The sequence below is a fragment of the Elizabethkingia sp. YR214 genome (genome assembly GCF_003058195.1).
In the GTDB taxonomy this organism is placed as follows: domain Bacteria; phylum Bacteroidota; class Bacteroidia; order Flavobacteriales; family Weeksellaceae; genus Elizabethkingia.
On record NZ_QBUH01000010.1, the window covers coordinates 1 to 26432 of the forward strand.

General features: G+C 32.8%; 21 protein-coding genes and 1 tRNA gene. 15 read left to right on the top strand and 7 right to left on the bottom strand.

Going from position 1 to position 26432, the window contains the following annotated elements; genetic code table 11:
- Positions 1-500 precede the first annotated feature (500 nt).
- Positions 501-2018, top strand: coding sequence for an antiviral reverse transcriptase Drt3a (gene drt3a / locus C8J95_RS16370; RefSeq protein WP_107809803.1), 1518 nt, complete (start codon positions 501-503; stop codon positions 2016-2018).
- Positions 2019-2022: 4 nt separating this feature from the next.
- Complete coding sequence (gene drt3b / locus C8J95_RS16375; protein ID WP_107809804.1) at positions 2023-4401, top strand: antiviral reverse transcriptase Drt3b; 2379 nt, start codon at positions 2023-2025, stop codon at positions 4399-4401.
- Between the two features lie 401 nt (positions 4402-4802).
- On the opposite strand, the gene C8J95_RS16380 is transcribed toward drt3b, so the two are convergent.
- From C8J95_RS16380 to C8J95_RS16390, 3 genes are all read right to left on the bottom strand, one after another.
- Positions 4803-6410, bottom strand: a complete 1608-nt coding sequence (locus tag C8J95_RS16380) for a hypothetical protein (RefSeq protein ID WP_107809805.1) — start codon at positions 6408-6410, stop codon at positions 4803-4805.
- A 694-nt stretch (positions 6411-7104) separates the two neighbouring features.
- Positions 7105-7192 (bottom strand) — tRNA-Ser (locus C8J95_RS16385).
- A 43-nt stretch (positions 7193-7235) separates the two neighbouring features.
- Entirely contained in the window at positions 7236-8261 is a 1026-nt protein-coding gene (locus C8J95_RS16390; RefSeq protein ID WP_107809806.1) for an asparaginase, read from the bottom strand.
- Positions 8262-8350: 89 nt separating this feature from the next.
- Between C8J95_RS16390 and C8J95_RS16395 the strand changes: the two genes are divergently transcribed.
- Entirely contained in the window at positions 8351-9514 is a 1164-nt protein-coding gene (locus tag C8J95_RS16395; protein ID WP_255412849.1) for a hypothetical protein, read from the top strand.
- Positions 9515-9523: 9 nt separating this feature from the next.
- A complete protein-coding gene (locus C8J95_RS16400) occupies positions 9524-10207 on the top strand; it encodes an RNA methyltransferase (protein ID WP_107809807.1) in 684 nt (227 codons plus the stop codon).
- A 100-nt stretch (positions 10208-10307) separates the two neighbouring features.
- On the opposite strand, the gene C8J95_RS16405 is transcribed toward C8J95_RS16400, so the two are convergent.
- The 3 genes from C8J95_RS16405 to tsaD are packed head-to-tail and all read right to left on the bottom strand — an operon-like array spanning position 10308 to position 12471.
- Positions 10308-11003, bottom strand: a complete 696-nt coding sequence (locus C8J95_RS16405; RefSeq protein ID WP_107809808.1) for a 16S rRNA (uracil(1498)-N(3))-methyltransferase — start codon at positions 11001-11003, stop codon at positions 10308-10310.
- Between the two features lie 45 nt (positions 11004-11048).
- Positions 11049-11408, bottom strand: a complete 360-nt coding sequence (locus C8J95_RS16410; protein ID WP_078771110.1) for a four helix bundle protein — start codon at positions 11406-11408, stop codon at positions 11049-11051.
- Between the two features lie 46 nt (positions 11409-11454).
- Positions 11455-12471 (bottom strand): tRNA (adenosine(37)-N6)-threonylcarbamoyltransferase complex transferase subunit TsaD, encoded by a 1017-nt coding sequence (gene tsaD, locus C8J95_RS16415; protein WP_107809809.1) that lies wholly within the window; start codon positions 12469-12471, stop codon positions 11455-11457.
- 2 nt (positions 12472-12473) lie between these two features.
- On the opposite strand from tsaD, the gene C8J95_RS16420 reads away from it, so the two are divergent.
- The 4 genes from C8J95_RS16420 (at position 12474) to C8J95_RS16435 (ending at position 18681) form a co-directional block, all read left to right on the top strand.
- Positions 12474-17222 carry a translocation/assembly module TamB gene (locus C8J95_RS16420; protein WP_107809810.1) on the top strand — a complete coding sequence of 1583 codons (4749 nt, stop codon included), beginning with the start codon at positions 12474-12476 and terminating at the stop codon, positions 17220-17222.
- Positions 17223-17369: 147 nt separating this feature from the next.
- Positions 17370-17837, top strand: coding sequence for an Lrp/AsnC family transcriptional regulator (locus tag C8J95_RS16425; RefSeq protein ID WP_009089420.1), 468 nt, complete (start codon positions 17370-17372; stop codon positions 17835-17837).
- Between the two features lie 69 nt (positions 17838-17906).
- Positions 17907-18290, top strand: a complete 384-nt coding sequence (locus C8J95_RS16430) for a hypothetical protein (RefSeq protein ID WP_034866291.1) — start codon at positions 17907-17909, stop codon at positions 18288-18290.
- A 46-nt stretch (positions 18291-18336) separates the two neighbouring features.
- Entirely contained in the window at positions 18337-18681 is a 345-nt protein-coding gene (locus tag C8J95_RS16435; RefSeq protein ID WP_107809811.1) for a hypothetical protein, read from the top strand.
- 58 nt (positions 18682-18739) lie between these two features.
- Here C8J95_RS16435 and C8J95_RS16440 read toward each other — a convergent pair whose 3' ends face one another.
- Positions 18740-20593 carry a hypothetical protein gene (locus tag C8J95_RS16440; RefSeq protein WP_107809812.1) on the bottom strand — a complete coding sequence of 618 codons (1854 nt, stop codon included), beginning with the start codon at positions 20591-20593 and terminating at the stop codon, positions 18740-18742.
- A 317-nt stretch (positions 20594-20910) separates the two neighbouring features.
- Between C8J95_RS16440 and C8J95_RS16445 the strand changes: the two genes are divergently transcribed.
- From C8J95_RS16445 to C8J95_RS16470, 7 genes are all read left to right on the top strand, one after another.
- Complete coding sequence (locus C8J95_RS16445) at positions 20911-21231, top strand: import component protein (RefSeq protein WP_107809813.1); 321 nt, start codon at positions 20911-20913, stop codon at positions 21229-21231.
- A gap of 37 nt (positions 21232-21268) precedes the next feature.
- Entirely contained in the window at positions 21269-21730 is a 462-nt protein-coding gene (locus tag C8J95_RS16450; protein ID WP_107809814.1) for a hypothetical protein, read from the top strand.
- A 3-nt stretch (positions 21731-21733) separates the two neighbouring features.
- Positions 21734-22681: a DUF3829 domain-containing protein gene (locus C8J95_RS16455; RefSeq protein WP_107809815.1), complete on the top strand. Its 948-nt coding sequence runs from the start codon at positions 21734-21736 to the stop codon at positions 22679-22681.
- Between the two features lie 25 nt (positions 22682-22706).
- Complete coding sequence (locus C8J95_RS18730; protein WP_157757810.1) at positions 22707-22880, top strand: hypothetical protein; 174 nt, start codon at positions 22707-22709, stop codon at positions 22878-22880.
- 7 nt (positions 22881-22887) lie between these two features.
- Positions 22888-23334, top strand: a complete 447-nt coding sequence (locus tag C8J95_RS16460) for a hypothetical protein (protein ID WP_107809816.1) — start codon at positions 22888-22890, stop codon at positions 23332-23334.
- A gap of 5 nt (positions 23335-23339) precedes the next feature.
- Positions 23340-23852, top strand: a complete 513-nt coding sequence (locus tag C8J95_RS16465) for a hypothetical protein (protein WP_255412850.1) — start codon at positions 23340-23342, stop codon at positions 23850-23852.
- Between the two features lie 61 nt (positions 23853-23913).
- On the top strand, positions 23914-26325 hold the full coding sequence (locus C8J95_RS16470) for a glycoside hydrolase family 3 N-terminal domain-containing protein (protein ID WP_255412851.1): 2412 nt from the start codon (positions 23914-23916) through the stop codon (positions 26323-26325).
- Positions 26326-26432 lie beyond the last annotated feature (107 nt).

Consider the following 26432-nt stretch of genomic DNA (forward strand, 5'->3'; position numbering starts at 1 on the left):
TGTGTCTCTGTGAATCTTGTCTTTTTCATCTTTTACAGTTTAAAATTAATAAATTTCTCTATTTTTAAACTGTCTGGTTTTTAGGGACACTTACAATTTCAGTAATATTACACCCTGTTTCTATATTGAGTATTGTAGTAATAGACAATAGAATCATATTAGAGAAAATCATAAAGATAGTCATAGGCTAAAAATTACCCATTTCAATACTATTATAAAATATATTTAATCGAAAATAATGTAGTGCTACGTTTTATTTATGCAATAACAATTAGATACACTACAAAATAATATATAGTTTTCTACTACATGTAAATATCATAAAATAAAAAAGAGGCTAATTTTTATACTTTTTCCTTAGATAATTTTCTAAGAAAAGTACAATGTTTACAATCAGTAATACAAAATAATACAGTGGATAGTATATAAATTTATTTCAAATATATTTATATGTTAAATTTTAATTATATATTTAATTATTTAAGAAAAATTTGTTAAACATGTTAGATCAGTCATTTTCCTATGATAATTTTAGAATATTATTAGATGTTGAAAACAGAAGAGGGAGGTACCTTCAAGATAGAAGTATTTTTAATAATGATGATGATTACTTTTTTGAATCTAGGAAATTAACAGAAAAAATAATAAGGCTTAATCGAGAAATCCGCGAGTCACAAAAAGCATTATCACTTACTCATTCACCAAAAGATGATGAATATGAAGAACATCAGAAACTATTAGATGAAAAAGAATACATTAAGGCAGAAAGGGAAGGAAAACTAGAAGAAGCATTAAAAAAAATTAGCCTTATTGCGAATGATGATGATTTTAAATTAGTGATAAGGAAAGGAATTGTAAAATTTGGTGACCAACTATATGTTACTGACAATACTGTAGAAAACTATCTAGTACTAAAACAACTTCAAAGAAACATCTACAAAACATTTAGTGTAAAGCAAGCTGATAGAAAACTAATTATTTCCCAAATAAAACTTTTGTTGAGCGAAAATTTCCCAAAAATTGTAGTAAGAACAGATATATCAAAGTTTTATGAATCCATACCTCATAAGCAACTAATCAGCAAAATTGAAGAAAACAGCCTTTTAAATAATTCTTCAAAACGTATTATTAAAAGTATTTTAAATCAGTATTGGAATTTACTGATAGCTGATGGTATAAAAAATTCGACTGATGAAAGAATAGGAGTCCCAAGGGGCATAGGCATAAGTGCGTTTTTATCTGAATTATATTTAAAAGACATTGATAATATAATCAAGTCTATTCCTAATGTAATTTATTATTCAAGATATGTAGATGATATAATCATAATTTTTTCTCCACCGCATCGCAATGAAAAAAAGACAACGGATCAATATAGGAAACTAATTGAGAAAGTTGTAAACAAATTTCATTTGGAGATGAACTCTAGCAAAACAAAAGTATTTGATTTAAGAAAAGAAAATTCTGAAAGGAAAACATCAATAAAATATGAGATCACATTTTTAGGATACAAATTTATTAAAGAATTTAAAAAGGAAAAAAAGCAACAAGTACAGGATGTAATTATACCTAAAAAGCTGGTCGTAAATATGTCAGACTCAAAATTAAATAGATTTAAGACCAAGATAAATTGTGCCTTCAATGAATTTGACTCCAATATAGTTAAATATAGTGGGCGAGAAAAAAGTACCAATAAATTACTTATACAAAGGATCAAAGTCTTAACTAATAATTTCAGACTATATAGAAGAAAAAGTAATGTTTTAATTGGAATTTACTTTTCAAATGAATTTCTTACTGAAGATTTATCAGATTTAAAAGATTTAGACTTATTTCTAAAAAATGAGATCAACAGACGTTCTATTAAACTTTCCCCAAAAACCAAAATAGCACTTGACAAACTATCTTTTATCGAAGGATTTAAAAATAAAAAAACACTAAACTTCAACTTTAATGATAAACTACCTAGAGGAAGTGTTAACATCGACAAAATACTAAATCTTTGGCATAATTTGTAATACGATGAGAAAAAAAATTAAAATATCCTATTCTAAAGAAAGAGTTGTTCTTTCTGATATTTTACCATTTGAAATACCTTTAATCTTCTCTAATAGATATTTTTATAAGTATTTATTGAAATGTGAAAATTTTAATAAAAAGATAGAGAAAAAGAAAGAAGAGTTAAAAAAAACAAGAAATGCTAATTTTAAAAAAAAGTTGGAAACAGAGATAGATCAACTAAATTTTCATATAAATATACTTAAAACTTTTGCAGGAAATAGCTACATCAATAAACCAATGTGTTTTAAATTAAAACATAAGGAGAGTGATTATAGAGAATTAAGCCTAATACATCCAATAAATCAAAAAAATGTTGTAGAGTTTTATGATAAATACAAGTCTCTCATTATTTATTATTCATCAATTAGCCCCTTTTCAATTAGAAAACCTACAAAGATTGCCAATTTTACATTTTACAATGATCTATTACATAAAAAAAATGAGGATGATTGTTATGAATATTCACAAATTGAAGAAGAAGATAACGAGTACGAAAACCTAAGATCATTTTTTGCTTATCACAAATATAGTAATATTCATAAATTTTATGAGTCATACCAATTTCATAGATGTGAAAAGAAATTTAATAAGTTATTAAAAATTGATGTTTCCAAGTGTTTTGATTCAATATATAGCCATACAATAGCCTGGGCATTATTCAATAAGCAAATCATAAAAGATAATGTTAATATTTCATTAGAAACTTTTGGAGGAGAGTTTGACAAACTTATGCAAACTTTAAACGCAAACGAGACAAATGGCATAGTAATAGGTCCAGAATTTTCCAGAATTTTCGCTGAATTAATATTACAGCAAATTGACAAATGTATTTTTGATAATTTACTACACAATACTGAATACAATAAAAGGCTAATCCATAAAAGAGACTATGAAATTTTTCGATATGTTGATGACTATTTTGTTTTTTACAATAATGAAAGTGATAAAGATATTATTCTAAAAGAATTCAAGATCTGTTTAAAGGAATATAAATTATACCTTAATGAAAAGAAGTCTATTACATATGACAAACCAATTATTACAGAAATCTCTTTAGCAAAACAAAAAATAAGTGACTTATTTTCAGAACATCTTAAACTTAATGAAAACAAAAATGATGATGATATTTTAAAAAGCATATACTTCTCTTCAAATAATGTAATAACAAGATTTAAGACCATTGTTAAAGAAACAAAGGTTGATTACAAAGATATCATGAACTACAGTCTTGCTGTATTAGAGAATAAAACGGCAAAACTAATTAAGAAATGGCATACTTTCAATGATAAAAACGATAATCTTCAGAAACAATATGAAAAAGGATTTCTTGAAATACTGGATGTATCATTTTTCTTATACTCAGTTTCCCCAAGAGTAAACTCTACCATTAAGCTATCATTAATATTAAATAAGATTATTGCATTTCTTAAAAAAAACAAATCAAACCTTTATAAAGAGCCCCTACTAAACCATTATAAACATAATATATTCAAAAAAATTTCAGATGAGATTTATTTAATTTTACAAAAGAACAAAACGGAAATACATACCTCTATAGAAAGCTTATATCTCCTGATCGCACTTACTCAACTAGGAAGAGAATATCGTTTGAATCCTAAAAATTTATCAGCATATTTTAATATTCAAGCTGTTAATGATAAATTTATTATAGATAAAGATTTAAATTATTTCAATATTGTTGTTTTACTTTTTTATATAAGAGATATTGAAATTTACAAGCCTATTAAGGATGAATTAAAAAAATATATTTTAAAAAAATTTAGAGAAAAGAAAGATTTTGAATGGAGGAATGAAGCAGAAACAGTTATGTTATTAATGGATATTTTAACATGCCCTTTCTTAAACGAGTCAATCTCAAAAGAAGAAAGTGTAGCAATATTTGAACTTATTAACAATATAAAAACTGAATTCGTAAAACCTGTAAACAATTCAAACGTGGACAGTTATATAGATTCCTTAAAAACATTATTAAGAGAGCTATATAACCTAAATCCGATAAAAGAAAGATTAATTGATATGATTAACCTTAATAAATTATCAAGCAACCTAAAAGCATATCTTAAAGAGCTAAAGAATTATCCAAATTTTTTCAACCAGATATATAAAAGAGAACAAGATATTTCTGATGCGTTAGATTCATTTACAAGTAAATTTAAAGTTGAAAATAAGTATAAATTTAAAAAAGATGTTTTAAATTTGCTTGAAATAGAATCTTCTCAAAAAAGATTAATTGAATCAGAAAAATATTGGTTCATAAAATGGAACGATTTTGATTTTGGCATGGAACTTCAGGCTAAAAAAAGCCAAGAAGTTTACTAGATATAACTGCAACCGACAGTCAGTAATGACAACACACACAAGCGGTTTTAAGCAAGCTCTAAAGTTGAGCTCTTAATAAGAAAGTAGTTTAAGTCGGGGACTACTTTTCTCATATTATAAAATTTATTAAATATCTTTATTTAAATTAATTTATTTTTTGTTGACTGTATATCTATTAATTATAATTTTAAAAAAAAGACTGTTTTTTAATTTGAAATTGTTTTTTTACAAAACTGTCTATAGTCTTGTAGACAGTACATAATAATATACTGTTTCTGAATATGAATATTTTTATCTAGGTTGGTGGTTATGTATATGTTGATTTTTGATATAAAATAATTCTTTCAATGCTTATTCCAATTTGATGATATTTGATTGTAAGTAATTAAAAATTAGATGTATTATTCTCCAAAATCAGGAGAATCTGTAATTGGAAAATCTATAAATATATCTTCAAAATCCTTTCTTTGAGCATTTATTAAAAAGTCATACTTAAAATCAGGATAAGTGGTTAACAAGCTGTTTGACTTTCTTTTTTTATTTTTAGACCGAGAATATTTTACAATTAACTTAAAAAAATCATCTCTGTTGTTATGGATAAAAAAGTCAATCATTTCATTTATATTAAGAACAACTAGTTTATTAATTGATTTGTAATCTTTATTTTCTAGCCTCTTGTGAAGTTCTTTTGTGAATATATTTTCGAGAGCAGGTAATGAAAATAAATCTTCAGACACTACAAGTATAGGGAAGATTTCTAATTTTTTTCTATTATTTTTCAATTTTGAATCAAAGTCGGAAATATTACTGTTTTTTATAAATTTTTCTAACTGGGTAATACCTTTTTTCTCTAAAAAATTTTCATTAATATACTTGTACACATCATCATATTTATAAGATTCAAGAAAGGAAGGAGGAGGTAGATAGTCTTTGAATTCAAAGATGAATACTTGGTTACCAATTCTTAAATAACAATCTGGAAATCCTTGCAATTTACTTTCAAAGATTACTTCCGTAATGGAAGGTTTTGACTTTATTAACTTTTTTACTACATATCTGAATATAAGTTTTTCACTAACTTCGGTACTTATAATAGACTTATAATTATGAAAATCAAAATCGGGTCTTATTTGTTTTTTATATTTTAAAAATAACTCATAATTTATTCTATGATAAAAGCTATGAAATAAATAATTCCAGTTTAAAATCATAACACTATCATTAATGTTAAAGATAGAATGATACATTAAATGATCTGTATTAATTTTTTTATTAAGTAAATGATTAATTGTGATTTCTTTGAAGTAAGAGGTAATCATATCTCCTTCATCTAACTTAAATAAATTAGATTCACTTTTATTCTCATTTTTTATAGATGAAATTAGAGTGCTTAACCATATGTCTGGATTGCTTATTCCTTTTTCTTTATAAAATTCATTCAGAAGTTCTTTATAAGTGATATAGAAATAATTTAACAGACACTTCATTTTTAATATCTGAAATGTTATTCTTTTGGGCCTATCAAGTTCGTATATTTTAGAATAAAATATTATTTGAGCATACTCGTTATAATATTCTCTACTAAAAGATGTAAAATCGGTTCCTTCGGAGCCGAAAGTTGTTTCATTTAATTTTAAGTAAATAGTAATAAAATCATCTAGTAACAATTTTTCATTTTTATTACTTTTTAATAGTGAATAATTTGAAAAAATCAATTTAAAAAAATTATTATTTGTTTTTTCATTAAATATAATACAAGAATGAGATTTATTTTTTTCGGAATATTTTAATATAGTGGAAAGATGAGTATATGTTCTAATTGTTAATTGGTCTAAGATATATATGCTTTGGATGATTTTTATATCGTTGCTATGTTTATTTATTTGAAAATTTATATTAGAAATTGTTAATAGCAAGTAATCTGGATCATAGCCTAATAATAAATCTATAGGATTAGATATTTGTTTAGTATAAACTTCTTTTAGTCCTAGAATTATTTTTATTCTCATTTATTCGATTTATAAAAAAGATAATTTTTGATTTAAAATACTCAAAATTACAGAATATGTTTATTATTAAAATGAATTCTGCAATATTTTATTTTTTTACTACTGCTTGTGCATTTCGGAATTTTAATAAAGATGATATTTTCTGGAATAAAGAAAAAAACACCCAATCATATTTCTAGAATAGATTGATGAGCCTAATAAGTTTAAAGTTTGTATTATTAGTATTGACAACGTAGGGAGTAACCTTAGGATGTATGATGATCATTTTTTATGAAAGATAATTCAGGCAGAGATTATAGTATAATAAATAAACCTTCTTATTTGCTTGTAGATTAGTCCTTAAAAAAAGAAATTGAATGGCTAAAAGACCCTATTAGATGTAGAAAATTGACTAGAATAGGTTTTAAATTTGTTGAAGATAATTTAAAAGCTGTTGACCTAATATATTCCAACAAACATATAAGTAAAATTAATGCTGTTTTATAAATTGAGAAATAATTCTTCTCAATTATTATATATGTATACAGGCTCCCTATATAGATTCATCCCCCTATCTCTTTTACAGTTTTAGTGGTACCCCCCCCTCTTGTCATATTTGTATAAATTAGAAAACTCAATGTGGGGAAGTGGTGGGGAAATAAATTGAGATAAAAACAAAAACCTACTAGTACTAGTAGGTTTCTTTTGTTGTTAGCAGAGAGGAAGGGATTCGAACCCTCGATACCCTTTTGGAGTATACACACTTTCCAGGCGTGCGCCTTCGACCACTCGGCCACCTCTCTAATTGCGGTTGCAAAAATATAACTTATGTTTGGTTTTCACAAATTAATTTGACATTTCTCCTCTTAAATTTTTCTGGAACAATGTGCCGAAGCTTTCTGTATAATGAGGATTTTCGATAAGGTGCATTGCTTTGGTAAGAGCACTTTCTGCAGTAAGGTCGCCGCCGCTAATCGCACCAATGCGTTTGAAAATGTTACTGTTATCATACTTTCCGATAGAAATTTCACCGGAAATACATTGGGAAATAATCACAATTTCTGTTCCGTTAGCTCTTATATTAAGAAGGATATTTTCGATATTTTTATCAGAAAAAAAAGTTCCGGATCCAAATACACGAAGGATCAATACCTTTATTTCTGAAGCTTTAATAAAGCTTTCCAGCTCATTTAGATTCATTCCCGGGAATATCCAAATCAAAAATACTTTCTTGGAAATATGCAGATCGACATTGAATGTCTCATCTTTAGGAGCTCTATATAAGATATTACGATCGGCTTCCAGATTTACACCAGACTGCCCCAATATAGGATAGTTAGGTGTTTTAAAGGCATCGAAATTCTCTGCGCTGGCTTTTATACAACGATTGCCTCGTAATAGTTTGTATTCGAAATATAAAGCAACTTCCTGAATAACAGCCTCATCACCATCATAAAAACTGGCATAATATAAGCTAGTCAGCAGATTTTCTTTAGCATCAGTTCTTAGATCACCAATAGGAAGCTGTGAACCTGTAAGAATAACCGGCTTGCGAAGCCCCTTTAGCATAAAGCTAAGAGCTGATGCTGTATAAGCCATTGTATCAGTACCATGAAGTATTAAAAATCCCGAATAATCTTCGTAATTTCCCTCAATGATTTTGGCTATGGCAGTCCAGTGCTCAGGACCTACATCAGAAGAATCCAACGGGATAGAGAATTGACTTAATGTAACATCGCAGTCAAGGAGATTAATCTCCGGAATACGGCTGGCAATTGTTGAGAAATCGAAAGCTTTAAGGCTTCCGCTTTCGTAGTCTTTTTCCATACCAATGGTGCCTCCGGTGTAAATGATGAGTACTTTGCGCTTCATATCCCCAAAATTACATTAAATTATCGTTAAATAAGAGTTCCGATCTGAAAAATGATTTATTTTATTCTATAAACAATTAAAATGCGCCTATGAAAATTTATTATTTTCTTTTTATGCTGTCCTTTAGTTTATTTTATTCTCAAAGTACCAAAACGATGCGTGTACAGGATGCTGTAGACGGGAAACCGATAATACATGCAAGAATATTAATAAACAATGAAGTTTTCTATACAAATGATGACGGGAAAGTTCCGGTATCTGAAAATGCTGCGAATATAGAAGTCTATGCGGGGAATTATGAAAAAATCATATTGAAAAATTTCACAACTCTGGTAAAACTAAAACCACGGGTGAGAAGTATAAAGGAAGTGCAGATTCGAAATTATAATAATGTAGCCAGCATTATTAAATCGGTGTATAAAAGATATGGAAAACTTTATTATACCAAGCCATCTCTTTATAACGCTATATACAAACAAAAAAACACCAGAAACAAAGAAATAAGTATGCTGTTAGTAGCGAATATGGATTTGTGGACAGTGGATAATATGTACCATCCAATATATGCACGCCGGAAGGATTTCGATTCTTTTGTGCAGGCAGATTTGCATAAAATCAAGTATTATAAATCTATAGAAAATACAACTGCATTTAATGGTTCTAGTTTGGATAGTTCAAAGGACTTTATCGGAGATATGTTTTTCAACTATACTTTATATAAACTGGATAAATTCGTTCGTTTGAAAGATGCGAAAATTGACGGGAAAATTATAGATGAGGACGGTGATTTGATTACGATTTCATTCAAATTGTTTTCACCAAAGTATAAAGTTACCAACACGGGATTTTTTGTTTACAATAAAGCGGATAAAGTGATTACACATTGTGAGATGAATTACGATCAGGGTGATGTGAAGCCTTTTAAAACAATTAATGAAGCCGATGAGGAGTATCGTTATATGACAACCAGTGGGGACGTGATATTCGATTTTTATAAGCTCAATGATAAATATTTACCGTCTTTTGCTCATACTTCAGGTGAATATTATATGCTTTATGATGATCAGAAGCATGTGGGAACTTTTAATCGTGAAATTACATTCAGTCAGTTTTATAAATCCGATAATAAAGGGTTGACTAATAAGATAGATTTTGGGAAAAAACTTTGGAAGAATATACAAACTGGAGAAGTGAAAGCTACGCCTATCTTGCTTTCAGAAGAAGAGCGCCGCTTTATCGATGAAAATAAGTAATTTTGGGGCATGAATGATCCGCGATATCAAGATATCTATGAATATATGAAGGGATTTCTTACTGAAGAAAGACTTTCTAAAATTGAGAAATATGCAGAAGAAAGCTCCGATTTTGTATTGCCTGTGCTGGAGAATATTTATCAGTTTCGTAACGCAGCAGCAATTATTCGTTCGGTAGAAGCCTGTGGATTCCATAAAATTGCAGCATTGGAAGAAGAAAATGTATTTAATCCCAACACCAGAGTCGCCCGTGGAGCCGATACATGGATGCAGGTAGAGAAAATGCCCAAAACAATATCTTCACTGCAGCAGATTAGAGACAAAGGTTATAAAATACTGGCCGTTTCTCCAGAAAAAAATGCGGTTTCTTTACCGGAATATGAGCTGAAAGAACCTGTAGCATTAATATTTGGTACTGAGATGGAAGGAGTTTCTCAGGAAGTATTGGATTTTGCAGACGAAACCCTGATTATTCCGATGTATGGTTTTACCCAGAGTTTTAATGTTTCTGTAGCTGCTGCTATTTGTATGTATGAGCTAAAACAAAAACTTCTGAAATCGGATATTGATTATAAACTATCTGATGAAAAAAAACTGGCAATGAAGATTCGCTGGGCTGTTAACAGTGCCCGTTCTGGTGATGAAGTATTGAATCATTATCTAAAAAAACACAATATAGAGGCTACTTTCTAATATTAAATTAGATTGTGAATTAAAAAATAAAAACAAATCAGTATAAAAAATGGTCAGAATAATTTTCTGACCATTTTTTATATGTTATTATGTGTAAAGACTAAAACATTTTTTCGTATCCCCAGGCAGCTACAAATACACCTGCGGTTTCTGTACGAAGACGTTGGGGGCCCAGACTTACAGCCTTGATCTGTTTTTCCTTTAGCATTTGGATTTCCTTCAAACTGAAATCTCCTTCAGGGCCTATAAGAAAACAAATGTCCTTTTGTATTTGCAAACGGGTAATATCCTGTCTTTCTAATTCCGAATGGCAATGTGCTACATAGGTTTTTTCAGCATTTACCTTTTGTAAAAAGTCAGAGATTTTAATCAGGTCATTTACTTGTGGAAAATAGAAACGTAAACTTTGTTTAGAAGCGGCAATAACCTGCTTTCTGATTTTATCAATATTCAGATTTTTACGTTCCGTTTTTTCAGTTAATAAGAAGCTTATTTCTGTTACACCCATTTCAGACGCTTTCTCAATGAAAAACTCAGTGCGGTCAATATTTTTAGTCGGAGCAATGGCAATATGTAGATGATGTGGGAAATCTGGTGTTTCTAATTGGACTTCGGTAACTTCAATCAAAGCTTTTTTTCCTTCAAAGTAAAGCTTTCCATGTGCTAAAGCACCCTCTCCGTTGGTAACCGAAATCTCTTCACCTTCCCGCATACGCAAAACCTTTGCGATATGTTGTTGGTCGTCTTCGTTAATCTGAACAGTATTTTCAGTAATATTTCCGTAAAAAAGTTTCATTAAAAAGTTGAATGTTAATTTGTGTAACTGTGTAATTGTTAATTATTAGGCACTAAATCTCTTTTCGAGAGCATTTAGTTGATTGGCAATATGTTCTATTTTATTTCGAAGTTCAGCGTAGACTTCTTCAGATATTAATTTTAGCTCAACAGAAATAATTAGAAAATTTAATAATTCTATCGTGGAGCCATATGCAATGTTTATAAATCTGCTTTTGTCTTTATTAGATTTTCTTGTAGATCCTTCTGCTATATTAGCTGCAATACTCACTGATGATCTATTCATTTGTGAAGTTAATCCAAATCTTTCCTTTTCAGGGTAATTCGATGTTAGCTGATAAATAATTACAGATAGATTCTTAGCATTTTGCCATACCTCTAATTTTTCAAAATAAAATTGATGCATAATGGCGATTTTTCGGTTACACGATTAATCGAATTTACAAAAAATATTAAAGATCATACTTAGCAGTAGCAGTAGCTCTAAGATCAGTAAATTCTCCTTTCTCGTATTTCAGTTTGGCAACCATTGCAATCATTGCAGCGTTGTCTGTTGTATATTCAAATTTCGGAATGTAGTAGTTCCATCCTTTTTTCTCAGAAAGCTCTTGTAAGGCACTTCTCAGTTTGGAATTAGCAGATACGCCACCGGCAATAGCAATTTCTTTTACGCCGTAATCATCAGCTGCTTTTTCCAGTTTTTTCAGGAGAATATCGATGATGTTTTTCTGAACAGAAGCACACAGATCGTTCAGATTTTCTTTAACAAAATCAGGATTCTTTTTTACTTCTTTCTGAAGGAAATATAAAACTGAAGTTTTAATTCCACTGAAAGAATAATTGTAACCCTCCAATTTAGGTTTGTTGAACTGAAATGCATTTTCATCCCCTTCTTTAGAAAGCTTATCTATAATAGGTCCGGCAGGATAATCCAGATCCATAATCTTACCTATTTTGTCAAAAGCTTCTCCGGCAGCATCATCTATTGTTCTGCCAAGAATTTCCATATCGAAATAATCTTTTACCAGTACAATCAGTGTATGTCCACCACTTACAGTAAGGCAAATGAACGGGAATTTTGGTGGATTAGGGTTAGCATCCTCAATGAAATGTGCAAGGATATGTGCCTGAAGATGATTCACTTCTATTAATGGAACATCCAGAGACATCGCCAACGATTTAGCAAAGGAGGTTCCCACAAGAAGCGACCCCAAAAGACCAGGTCCTCGGGTAAAACCTATGGCACAAATTTCATTTTGTTGTATATTTGCTTGGCTGAGTGCTTGGTGAACAACAGGGATAATATTTTGCTGATGCGCGCGGGAAGCCAGTTCCGGTACAACGCCACCATATTCCAGATGAATTTTCTGGTTGGCTGCGATGTTGGACAAAATGCTATTCCCCTGTATGATGGCAGCAGAAGTGTCATCACAAGAAGACTCAATACCTAAAATAACAGACTTGCTCATAGATGGCAAATTTAGAGAATAATAAGGACAATAACGAAAAACCGATTGAAAAGCAGATCGGAGAAGCTGTAGATAAAACCATAGATACGGTTTCCAAAGCTGTAGATGAAGCAGAGCATTTTGCCGAGGATGTTGCAAAACAGGCAATAGAAGATGCATCACATTATAGCTGGTGGGCCAAACTATTATTGTACCTTTTTTATATAGGATTGGGTATAGTTGGTTTATTTTTTATTGTTGTAAGCTTACCAGTTACCAAAGACTGGGCAGCTACCAAAGCTTTAGGCTCCCTGAACAAAGATTTTGGGATCGAAATTTCTAAAAAAAATGTGGAGCTTAATATTTTCGGAGATGTTACCATCGAAGGATTAGAAATAAAAGACCACAAAGGATTTCCATTTATAAAGGCAAAAGAATACCGGGCGAGTTCCGACTGGTTTTCTTTACTGGATATTGGGAAAACAAATACTTTGGCTTTTAAGTCCATGGTTTTAAAAAATGCTGATGTAAAAGTCATTACCTATAAAGGCGATTCTATAGACAACTTTAATCGCTTTATCAGCAAATTCGATGATGGCAAGCCCCGAAATCCTAATAAGCCAATATTCCAGTTACGTTCCAGAGTACAGATTCTGGATAGTAAAATCTCTATTGTCAATCAGAATCATACTGGTGAGGAAGCAAAATGGCTAACAGCAGATCATTTTAATCTTACAGCTCCTTTACTAAAGGTTAAAGGTCCTGAGGTAAGTGCACGGATTAATAATATGACTTTTCAGACAGTTCGTTGGGGAAAGAAGCACCTTGTGGAAACTTTCTCTACGGATTTCTCTTTGACTAAAGAAAAGCTAACATTTAAAGATCTTACACTAAATACAGATCACTCACTACTAATGGGAGATCTTGTTTTGAAACTGGATAAGAAAACTCATTTTGCAGACTTTAACAATAAAGTTTTCTGGGATATGACCCTGAAGCAAGGAAGTCAGGTAAGCGGCTATGACATTAGTTATTTTGTAAACAGATGGGATAATTATATACCGATTAATATTTCCGGTAGAATGAATGGTCCTCTGAACAAATTTACGCTGAATAACTTTTTAGTTCACGGGAAAGATGTAAAAGTTCAGACATCTAAAATGCAGGTGAAGGACCTCCTTAAAGGTAAATATCATATTACCACAGATCAGATGTCTGCAGACTTCACATATCCTGATTTGCGTGCTATGCTTCCGAAATTTATTTCCGGGAAGATGGGCAATTTTGCAGATGTTTTCCAGAATATAAAGTTCAATGGTAAGGCAGATGTAGATCCGCACCGTGTTATTGCCAGTGGTAATCTGATTACAGGAATAGGGCAAGCTGAAATAAAAAGCGTAACGCTCTCGGATTATAGCTCAAAAGATCCAAAATATGTAGGTGATATTTTTGTGAAAGACCTTAATGTTACAGCATTTACCAAAAATAAGGACGTAGGACTTATTACAGGGAATATAAATGTAAACGGACAGGGATTTGATGTTAATACACTTTCATTACAAACAAAATCCAATATACAGCGTATTCAGATTATGGGGAAAGATGTACACAATCTTTCTTTAGATGGTAATCTTGCCCAGCGAAAATATGATGGACTTATCGTTATCAACGACGACCAAATTAAAGGGAATGTAAAAGGACTAATTGACTTTAGTACCAAAAGAATACAAGCAGATGTAAAAAGTGAGATAGAGTATCTTAATCTGAATTATTTCAGTAATAATGCCAATAATAATGCCAGTGTAAGTGGCGTTTTCGATGGTAAAATTTCGATGACGGATATTAATGATCTTAATCTGGATGCCAGTCTGGAAAATCTGAAATTTACTTCCTCCGATCAGAAGTTTGAAATACCAAATGCTAATGTTAAAGCCTTTTTTGATAACGGAAGCCGAATTATTGATGTAGACGCACCAGGTGCTGCAAAAGGTAAGATTGTAGGGCGTTTTAATCTCGGAGATCTGGCCAGTATGGCACAAAGTGGTCTTGGAAATGTATTGGTGGGATATCTGCCGAAAAAAATATACAAAGGACAAAATTTTGATCTGGAATTCGATGTGCAGCAAAAACTTATCAGCTACTTCCTTCCGGATGTATACATACCTTCCGGGGCTCATATTAAAGGAGCTTATATAGGTGATACCAATGATCTTAATTTGGATGCAGATGTACCAAGTCTGAAGTATGTAATGACTAAGAAAGAAGAGATTAGGGAAGCCGACAGAGCATTGGCAAGACTTAATCCTCAGTATAAAATAGAAGAAAAAGCTGTTGTTACAGATAGTGCTGTTGTGGACAGTATTCATCTGAAAATTAACACAGCACTCCATCAGGAGCAGATTCTGGCAAATATTCAGAAAATAAAATACGATAAGAATATTGTAAGGGATGTAGTACTAAAAGGAACTAATGAAGATGACAAGATTCTGCATATTGCTTCCATATTTAAAGTTGGAAATGAGTCACAGGATGCATCCGGAAAACTTAAAGAATATGCGGTCAACCTGAATCAGGTAACCGACCCTAACGGAGATATTGCTGTACGCTTTGAGCCAACATCTGTAAAACTGAATAAGGATACCTGGAGTGTAGATACATCTGCGGAGCTCAATCATTCCATTGTTTACAGAAAGAAGCAGGGAGATTTTCTGGTAAGTAACCTTAGGTTGTTTTCAGAAGAAAGTAGTATTCTGATCAACGGAATGTTTAAGGGCGGAAAGGATTTTGATACCGAAATAAAACTGGATAACCTGCAATTGGCTAAAGTTCTGGCATTTCTGCCAGGAGAAAATAGTATGGATATCCGTGGTATTGCCAATGGTTCGGCCAAAATAAAAATGAATAAAAATGATCTTCAGCCTATTGTTGATATTAAGGTTGAAGCCATTAAGATGAGTGGTCAGGATGTTGGTAACCTTGTGTTAAACGCTAAAAATGGTAATGCAGTAAATGTTTATGATATAGATGCACATATTGCATCGGATTCCGGAATAATAGGAGAGAATAATCTGGCCCTTCACGGAACAATCAATAACAATACTCCTTCCCCGACATTAGACCTTACAACATCATTAAAAGATTTTAATATTGCATTCGCCGGAGAATTTGTAAAGAGTCTTTTTTCTAACCTGAGAGGTAAAGCTAACGGTGAAGTGAAAATATCGGGTCCGCTGAATAATATCGATTATTCCGGAGATATTGCAATGACCGGACTTGGTTTCAAGTTTGTTTTTACAGGTGTAGACTATAACTTTGCAGATGCGGTAATTCCGGTTTCCAAAGGTTTGGTGGTACTAGACGGGCTTAAAGTAAATGACGGAAGAGCTAATTCTTCAGGAACTATAGCGGGAGCAATTAATTTTGAGAAAATTTCGGCGCTTGGGATCAACCTTATTATACAGGCAGACGATTTGTTATTACTGAATACCTCTCAAAAAGATTTCGATACTTTCTGGGGACGTGTAACAGCAAAAGGAATTATCAACATCTCAGGTTCCTCTTCAAAACTGAACTTAGATGCCAAGGCAGCTGTTCTTGGTGGTAGTGAATTTACGCTAAATACCAGCACCGCTTCTTCAGTTGAAGAATTTAAAATGCTGAGGTTCCTTAAAGTAGATGAAAAGACAGGGGAAGTTTCGATAGAGCAAAAAGTAAATTCAGGTGCTAATATGAACATTGGTTTAATCCTTGATGTGGATAAAAACTCTACAGTAAATGTATTGGTGGGAGATAATGTCGGAAATATCAGTGTAAGAGGTATGGCCAATAACCTTAGGTTTAATATGAACCGTACCGGAATGATGTCGATGAACGGAGTCTATGCTGTGGATAACGGTACTTTTGTTTCTAAAGCGATCCTGGAAAGAACCTTCCAGATTCAGAAGGGAAGTAACATTTCATGGGACGGAAACGTCATGAACCCGGACTTGAATATTGTGGCAAACTACTATAGAGTTGTTACGAATCTTGGGGAATACCTTACTGTAGGAAAGCTTCAGCCTACGAATGTTGAATTGCAGATTAAGATTAAAAACAAAATGCAAGAGCTGAACCGTCAAGGTGCTATTGCAATGGATATTATATTACCGGATGCTTCCAGTCAGATTCGTGAAGCTTTGGCCTCCAAACTGAATACAGAAGACGAGAAGATCAAGCAGATCGGCTCGGTACTTATTATGAACAGCTTTAATGTAACTTCTTCGTTAGATGGAGTTACAATAGGGAATGCAGCAGTATCTACAGGATACAGTATGCTGTTCAAAAATCTGGCATCAGTATTTAACGCGATTAGTAACGATTTCCAGATCGACATGGATTATATTAAAGGAGATCAGGCGTCCAATACAGGAGATCGTGCCAATACAAGTGTTAATCTTACCCTTTCTCCGCGTGTAAAAATTAAAACAGGTATCGGTATTCCGATCACCCGTACTGCCGATGTACAGAACAATTACCTTTCGGGGGAAGGCTCTATAGAATACGATGTTTCCAAAGCAAATGACGGTAGCCTCGTTCTGCATGCTTATTCCAAACCAGCCAATATTGGACTTGTAGTAGGATCTAATGCCAGTGATAATCAGAGTTATGGAGCGGGTGTAGCTTATACCAGAAGTTTTAATAAGTTCAGTGAACTATTTGGAAAAAAGAAAAATAAAGAGAAGAAGAAGAATAAAACTGACACCAAAGCCGTTCAGGATTCTATAAGAAAGTAACGCATCTATTTTGTTGTTTTTATCGTAATTGATTTTTTATAGTGCATATATATTAAAAATCGTTAAAGTTTTTTGTTTAAAGTATATTTTCTTAAATTTGCATTATAAATAAAGAATAATATTTTTTTTTAAATTAAAATAAAAATTATGAACTATCAATTGGACGAAATAGACAATAAGATTCTTGGCTATTTAGTTGCAAATACGAGAATGCCTTTTACAGAAATTGCAAAATTAATGGATGTTTCTGCGGGGACTATTCACGTAAGAGTTAAGAAGATGGAAGATGCAGGAATTATCCTGGGGTCTTCTCTGAATATAGACTATGGGAAATTGGATTACCATTTTACTGCGTTTATCGGTATCCTACTTACAAAGTCTAACAGAACGCAGGAGGTATTAAAGGAATTAGCAAAAATCCCTAATGTAGTAGAGGCTAGTGTTATTTCCGGAAAATATAACATTTTTATTAAAATAAGAGCTAAAAACACAGATGACGCTAAACGCATTATTTATCAAATCGATGATATTGCAGATGTTATGCGTACAGAAAGTATGATTTCTATGGAAGAATACTTAAGTGATAAAAATCGTCTTATTCAGGCAATTATTTAAAACTTTATTTAATAAATTTACAGTACAAAAGCTTTTGAATTTTCAAAAGCTTTTTTATTATCATTTTATATGGAAGAACAGGACTATTTTGAAAACGAGCATGAGCCAAAACGCGGAACCCCTTTTTATTTAATATTGGGTGTTTTATTATTGTTATTGATCAATAATCTCAACGTAGACTACATGACAGTAGGGATGAAAGAACAAATGCAGATACCACAATGGTATATTACATTGCTGTTTAGTTTGGATGCCTTGGCTATTTTGTCGTTAGTAGGAATTTATTACTTCAGAAAAATTGCGGTTTATTTATTCCCTGTACTTATCATGATCCACTTTATCATTCACCTGAACTATTTGATGACATTCTTGTATACAGATGTATTTATGATGTTTTTCTTCATTGGAGTAGGGCTGTTGGTATTTATTCCGAAGTGGAGGTCTTTTAAATAGATTTCAGCTAACATTTTCTATCACTTTAAAATCCAGAGTATTTACTATGAGAAAGTTTTTTGTATTTGTTACAGTTTTCAGTGGTTTGTTCATTTTTGCTAAAAATGATGTTGTTAAGCCCTATAAGTCTTTTAACAAGAGTAGTAATATAGTTGCCATCCAAAGATATGCCTATGCCGAAGTAGTCTTTCAGCATTATTATAAAGACAAGACATGGGTGAACGGTAAATATGTTAGCGATAATATAAGAGCAGATATTTCCAAAACGACAAGTCCGTCACAAGCTCTGGATATTATGGGCGAAAATGGTTGGGAATTGACAACATCATTTACTCGGAATTTTGACGGTGGGTATGAATATTACTATTATTTCAAGAAAGCTATTAATTAAATAGAGATTTTCCTGATTTGAGACAAGCAGTATTAAGATAGTTTTAATAAAATGTTTACTAAATATTATCCGGACCTGTATTTCCTAGAGTAACCGAAAAGAAAGTATCAAGATCTGTATCTTCATCCAGGCCAAACTTCTTTTTCAAACGGTATTTTGCCATTCTTACACTTTTAGGTTCCACATTCAGCAGGTGGGCAATCTGTTTGGTACCCATACCCAGGTAGATATAGGAACAATACTTTAGGTCCAAAGCTGTAAGTTTTTGCAATGCCTTTTCACTGATATTTCTGAAGAAATCCGGATGCAGTTCCTGAATTCTGAATTTAGCTTTTTCAAAATCCTTGTCTACACGGCTAACTTCTTTTACTACCTGATTAATATTGATATCTGTATCCGACAATCGGGTTTGCAATTGCTGGAGTACTTCATTTTTATGCTGAAGATGAAGATGGTTAGCCAAAACCTCGGTTTGTAATTTTTGTTGTTGTAGTGTTAGCAATTCTTGTTCGGCTTTTAGCCTTGCCTGTTCCTCTTTTTCCAGTTTTATCTGTATTTCAGCTTCATTTTTCTCTGTGTTGAGTTGTTTTTCCCTTACAAGAGAATATCTGAGTCGGAAGTGGTAAGATCGGAACATAAAAAAAGCGCCGATTAAACCAATACATCCCAGGATAATGTATAAAAGTTTTTGCTTTTTGAGCGACAGGACTTCCTGTTCTTTTTTATCAGACTGATATTGAGCTTCCAGTCTTTTCACATTAGCAGCTTCATCCTCGTTAAACTGTTCTATACTATATTGGGTTACCTTCTTCTGATATTCAAGAGCCTTCGTCAGATTTCCTTTTTTCTCATATAATTCGGCCAGATCATTTACAATCTGTATCATAATATAATAATAGACAGGTGACTGTGTTAGTAACATTGTCTCTGCCTGCAGAAGATACTGTTCCGCTTTATTCAGGTCATTATCCCGCGTTGCCAGGTTAGCGAGCATACCAAAACCTCCCGCCTGTATAGACTGTGGTTTGGCTGTATGTGCCGAAGCATTTAGGGCTTCACCAATATTGTATTCTATTTGTTTGCGAAGATCATCTGTTAATTTAGGAAAGTATTTCAGCAGATAGCTGGCAGTATTATTCCGGGCGATGGCATAAGTGTAATCTGATACATGTCCTGGAAACTCTTTATACAAGGCAGCTGCTTTTTCAGAGTTACTCATGATTGCATTCAGATCTTCCGGACTATTGGTTTTTTCGTACTGATAAGTATAAGCTGTTGCCAACGCAGTATAAGCATTGCTTAGCTGATTTTTATTACCAGATTTTTCAGCCTGTTCTATACTTTTTCGAGCATATTTAAAGCTGTTTTTCAAATCGTTCCAGGTTGTATAGGTACCATATAACAGATAGTATAATCTGAATTCAAGTATAGGATCTCCTTCTGTTTCTTCCAGTAAAGAGAGGCTTTTCAGGATGTATACAACGGACTTTTTATATTCATAAAGCGAATGTGAATAATAGGCAGGCAAAAAGCTGGCATATGCTTGAGCTATTTTATTATTGGTTTTGGAGGCACTTGTTGAGGCGGAATCTATATAAGGCTGTACCTGATCATATTTCTCCAGATTACACATTATAATCCCTTGGAAGACATGAGCTTTTGTTATGGCTAAAAGATTATCTGATGTTCTGGCAAGTTTTAGGTATTCCTTATTATAATAGGATGCCTTATCATATTGCTGTTCGCTTCTGCATTTCTCAATAACAAGCTCATAAATTTTTAGCTTTTCAGCAACAGGTAACTGTTCCGTTTTTAATCGGTTGATTAGGCTGTCTGTATAGATATTTTTTGCTTTTACAGAATGGAACAAAAGAATACAGAATAATAATACCAGATAAAATTTCCCTTTCATTAAACAAATGCTTTATTAAAAATGTGTTCAGATTCTGTATTATTTTTTATAGAAGTCTTCGGATTGGTTATAATTTTAATAAAAGTAACAAAAATCAACAGCCTACCCAATTATATCACAACTAAATGTGTTTTTCAATTTATTGTTATTCAGTTTATTACAAAATCTGTAGTCATTCTGTAGTCGCACGCATTTTTATGGTAGCTGTTCTGTAGTAACCATAAAATTGATTTTACTATTCCGATTGTACAATTTTGTCATAGTCAAGCTGTAAAACACAAAACAACATATTTTATTAACCTTTAATCAATTTTATTATGGACAACAAAACTTTATCAGTCATTTCGTACATCACTATTATTGGATGGATCATATCTTTTGTCATGGGGAAAGATACTGCCAACAACTTGTTGAAATACCACCTTCGTCAGTCGTTTGGACTTTTTATTTTCGGAATAGTATTGAGTATAGTGCTTCAGATTATAATGAGTATTACAGGGCTTTATGTCTTAGGCTATATAGGTCTTATAAATTTTGCTTTGATGATTATCGGAATTATCAACGCGGCAAATGAAGCTGAAAAGCCATTACCACTAATTGGAAAAATGTTTGAAGACAAATTTGCATTTGTTGGCTAAGCAAAAATATTCTTGCATTTAAAATAATTATACAAGTATGTCAGTCTATAAGCATTTGAAAAATGATGGTATCGGGTATCTGGTGAAGCAGTACCCTTCGCTACAGCATATAATTATACTGGCATGGGTACTAATTGGTCTTGTTCTAATAATTAATACCAGCTACTTTAAAACAGGTATTGTAATATTTGTATTGTCATTACTACTTGCCATACTCACTTTTCGGGGACCTCGGGTTTATGTGGATCCTTATGCAAAAATCATTACTGTAAAACATGGCTTCAGGCAGAATCAGTATGATTTAAAAGATTTTGAAGGATTTGAATTACAAAGTTTTGTGCTGATGGGTTTCATTCCGGTTGGCAGCTATTTGTATGCTAACTTTAAAGATTTACCTAAAATAAAACGTCCAGCAATGTCACAATCTTTTGGTAAAAAAAGAATGCAGGAAGTGTACAATGAGTTGGAAGAATTGATAAACAATAAAAACACACAATAAGGAATGAAAAAAATAACAATTGCAGCGGGTATTTTTGTACTCACATGTACTGCTACATCCTGTGACAAGATAAAAGAGAAGTTATCGCAACAGGACAAAACCACCAAGATAAATCCGTTTAGTGTTGATTCCGGAAACGAGAGTCAGGATATTATTGCTTTCAATAATAAAATAGTAAAAATGGATAAAGCACAGGCAGATTATATAAAAAGCTTTGAAGAAGGTTTAACCAGCATGGATGATTTTGTTAAAAATGCTTTGGAAAATCCCAATGCTATGCGTTTCACCCCTGTGTCAACACCTATCTCTACATTTATTGCTCTTGAAGAAATAAAAGCACCAAAAGTATTAGGAGGCGAATACCAGAAGTTAGCGGATAAAATGAACAGTACATTTAAAGATCTAAAAACATTGCAGGAAGAGCTATCGGCTTATAAAAATGCTGAAGACTGGAAGGATGATAAAGGGAAAAAAATTGCTGAGATTAAAGCTAAGGCTGACAAAATTATAGATGAGAACCGAAATGCTGCCCGTCAGTTATTTACAAAACTAGAGGATAAAGCTGACAAGGCAGAAGTAGAAATGCTAAAGAATCATCCGCTTAAGCAACAAATTACCCAATCCAAAGAGATATTAGATCTTACGCAAAAGATTATTGATGATTCTTATGATATTAAAGACGAGGCTGCTTATAAAAAGCTTTTTGCACAACAATACCAACAATTAGAGAAATTGTACAACCGAAATCTTGAAAATAAAATCCCGTCTGCAGAAAAGAATAAAGAATCTAGCTACAATTCATTTAATAATGCTGTAAACACATTTTTGGGGCAAATGCGAATTGTACAACGCAGCATGAATGAAAATAATGAGCAGTTGATGAGTGACCTGGACGATCTGGAAAGAGAAGCTAAAAATGTACTCGGCCGGTATAATTATTTTGTGGATTAAATCAATCACATATAATAAATAAAAGATGAAAATATTAGGCATTATACTTATCATTATAGGCTTCTGTATCACTGTCGTGGTGAAAATTGGCCCTTCTGAAGAAACAAAATGGATTTTTACTTATGGAGACTTACTACCAATGATTACGGCATTAGTTCTTATAGTTCCAGGGTTAATAATCTATAAAAAAAACAGATAAAAATATCATGTATAAATTCTATAAAAAAGAAGGTAATCGGTATATTTTCAAAAACCAACCTGTATTGATGTTTATAGGGGCTCTTCTTTTCTTTATAATAGCAGGAATGTCTTATAATTTTTCAGCAATACTAGGGCTTGCTATTGCAGCTGTTGCAGTTTTTATCATTATCAATTTTTTCACCAAAAAGTTTATAATCGATATGGACCAATTAACGGTTACCGGAAAACATGGAATCTTTATTCCTGAGAAAACTTATCCTATTGCAGATTTTATAACCTTCGAAGTGATTCATGTCAAATATATGGGACTTATTACAATCAACCTCATATTGGCTGCTTATTTCAAGGTGGATGGGAAAGAGAAAGTACTCACTGTTGGCCAGGCTGTAACTAGAAGAGCTATTCAGCGATTGCTAAATGAGACAGAAGATATTATGAAAAGTAAGGCGTAAGTACAATGAATGTATTCGATAGATATCAGTTTAGGGAAAATGGCAGTGAAATTAGCTTTATGCCCAATTACAACTTTCTTCGCACTTTAGTATGGTGGCTGGTGCTTGGAATTATTGCTGCACCTGTTATCTACCTTTGTATGAATTATATGTCGCGGGATAATTTTTTAATAGCTCTTATAGTATGGGTACTTTATATGGCCTATTTTGTCTTCAACTTAATATTCAGAATTCCTGTAAAATACATTTTTTATAAATCTGAAAAGAGTATTTACCGAAAAAATATTATCAACAGGAAGATTATGAATTTCGATGAGATGACTTATTTTGTAAAAGATGAAAGTGGAGGTTATTGTTATGCAATCGGGAAGAAGAAAAAGCAATTTATAAAGAATTACAGAGTAAGTAATTACTTTTCCAATTCAAAATCCTCGCAAAAAATAGAAGACGAATACTTAGAAAATATACTCTTTCCTATACTGAAATTGATGGGAATAGCAGTTGAAAATGAAAAATGATTTTACGAAAGTAAAATCATTTTTTTATAGAAACTTGTATAACTTTGTGAAAACTAATAACATGAATATCAATAAAAGCATATTGACACTACCTTTACTGGCAGTGTCCTTTTTAGGCTTGGCACAGAAGTTAAAAGTTTATCACAAAGACTGGATAGACTTCAACAAAAACGGGAAGAAGGATGTCTTTGAAGACAGAAAAGCTCCTATAGATAAAAGAGTTGAAAACCTGCTTTCCCAAATGACTCTGCAGGAAAAAGCCAACCAGACGGTAACCCTCTACGGATACGGAAGAATCTTAAAAGATGAGCAGCCAACATCCCAATGGAAAAATGAAGTTTGGGTGCATGGCCTTGCCAATATCGATGAAATGCTAAACAGCCTTCCTTATCACAAAAGTGCAGTTACAAAATATTCCTATCCTTACAGCAACCATACTGAAGCACTCAATAATATCCAGAAATGGTTTATAGAAGAAACGAGACTCGGAATTCCTGTTGATTTTACCAACGAAGGTATACACGGCCTTACTCATGACAGAGCAACACCATTTCCTGCACCTATTAATATCGGAAGTACATGGGATAAAGACCTGGTCGGAAGAATCGGAAATACTATAGGAAAAGAAGCTTATTATCTGGGATATACCAATGTGTATGCTCCTATATTAGATGTTTCAAGAGATCCGCGTTGGGGCAGGGTTGTAGAGACTTACGGCGAGGATCCGTTTATGATAGGGGAATATGGAAAACGTATGGTAAAGGGAATTCAGCAAAACGGAGTGGCCTCTACGCTCAAGCATTATGCTGTTTATTCTGTACCCAAAGGCGGAAGAGATGGCCTTGCCAGAACTGACCCGCATGTTGCGCCCAGAGAAATGCATACAATGTATCTCTATCCGTTTAAAGAAGTCATTCGTAAAGAACATCCGTTGGGAGTAATGGCGAGTTATAACGATTATGACGGTGTACCAATAATCAGCAGCAAATATTTTTTAACAGATCTGCTGCGCAAAGAATATGGATTCGATGGTTATGTAGTATCAGACAGCGATGCACTGGAATTTGTACATAGTAAACACCACGTAGCAAAAGACTATGAAGAGGGTATTCAGAAAGCGTTGGAGGCTGGATTGGATGTCCGGACTAATTTTACACAGCCAAAAGAATACCTCACACCATTGATGGAGGCTCTGGAATCTGGAAAAATAAAAGAAGAAGTATTAAATGAAAGGGTAAGGAGTGTACTAAAAACAAAGTTTAAACTGGGTTTATTCGATGAGCCTGTCCGGAGTTTTGCTAAAGAAGCTGACCGTAAGGTGCATATAAATGAAGATGAGGCTCTTTCTGCAGATGTTAACCGTCGCTCCGTTGTCTTACTTAAAAATGAAAAGCAAACATTACCTCTTGATGCAGGGAAAATAAAAAATATTCTGATTACAGGTCCATTGGCAGATGCAGTGAATTACACGACCAGCCGATACGGACCGTCCAATAATCCGGTGACGACCATTCGGAAGGGGATAGAGGATTATGCTTCGCTTCATCATATCAATACTTCATATACTAAAGGTATAGAAGTTATTGACGAAGGATGGCCGGAAACAGAAATTATCCCTGTGGAACCTACAGAAAAAGAAAAATCTGAAATAGCTAAAACAATAAGTATGGCGGAAAAATCAGATGTTATCGTTGCTGTAATGGGGGAAAGCGAAAGGGAAGTTGGAGAGAGCAGATCGCGAAGCAGCCTGAATCTTCCCGGAAAGCAAACTTACTTTCTACAGCAATTATACAAAACAGGAAAACCTATAGTTTTGGTTCTTGTGAACGGAAGACCTCTCACTATAAACTGGGAAAACAAATACCTGCCTGCCATTTTGGAAACCTGGTTTCTGGGTCCGCAAAGCGGAAAAATAGTTGCAGAAACTTTGTTTGGTGAAAATAATCCCGGTGGAAAGCTGCCCATTTCTTTTCCTAAATCGATTGGTCAGTTAGAAATGAACTTTCCCACGAAGCCTGCAGCACAGGCGGGACAGCCTGGAACCGGACCAAATGGCTCAGGCAGCAGCAGAGTTACAGGGTTTTTGTACCCGTTTGGCTATGGTCTTAGCTATACCAATTTTGAATTTACTGACTTTTCTCTGTCTTCAAAAAAAATAAAAGCCGGGGATGAACTGCATGTGAAACTAAAAATAACCAATGCTGGCAAAGTAAAAGGAGATGAAGTTGTACAATTGTACCTTTCGGATTTGGTATCTTCAGTTACAACCTACGAAATGGATCTTAGAGGATTTGAGAGAGTAACTCTGGAGCCTGGAGAAACAAAAGAAGTACAATTTACCCTCAACAAGGAACATATGCAGCTGCTTAATGATAAGATGGAGTGGGTTGTAGAGCCAGGAGAATTTCGTGTGAGTGTAGGAAGCTCTTCGGAAAATATTAAGTTTAAAGAAATATTTGAAGTTGAAGATTAATCTGTAGTATAAACAGGACAGTAAACGGACTAATAAAAAGCCTTGTCAAGGTTAATGCTTGATGGCTATACTCACCTTGACAAGGTTAAATAAGTTAATCCTAACTC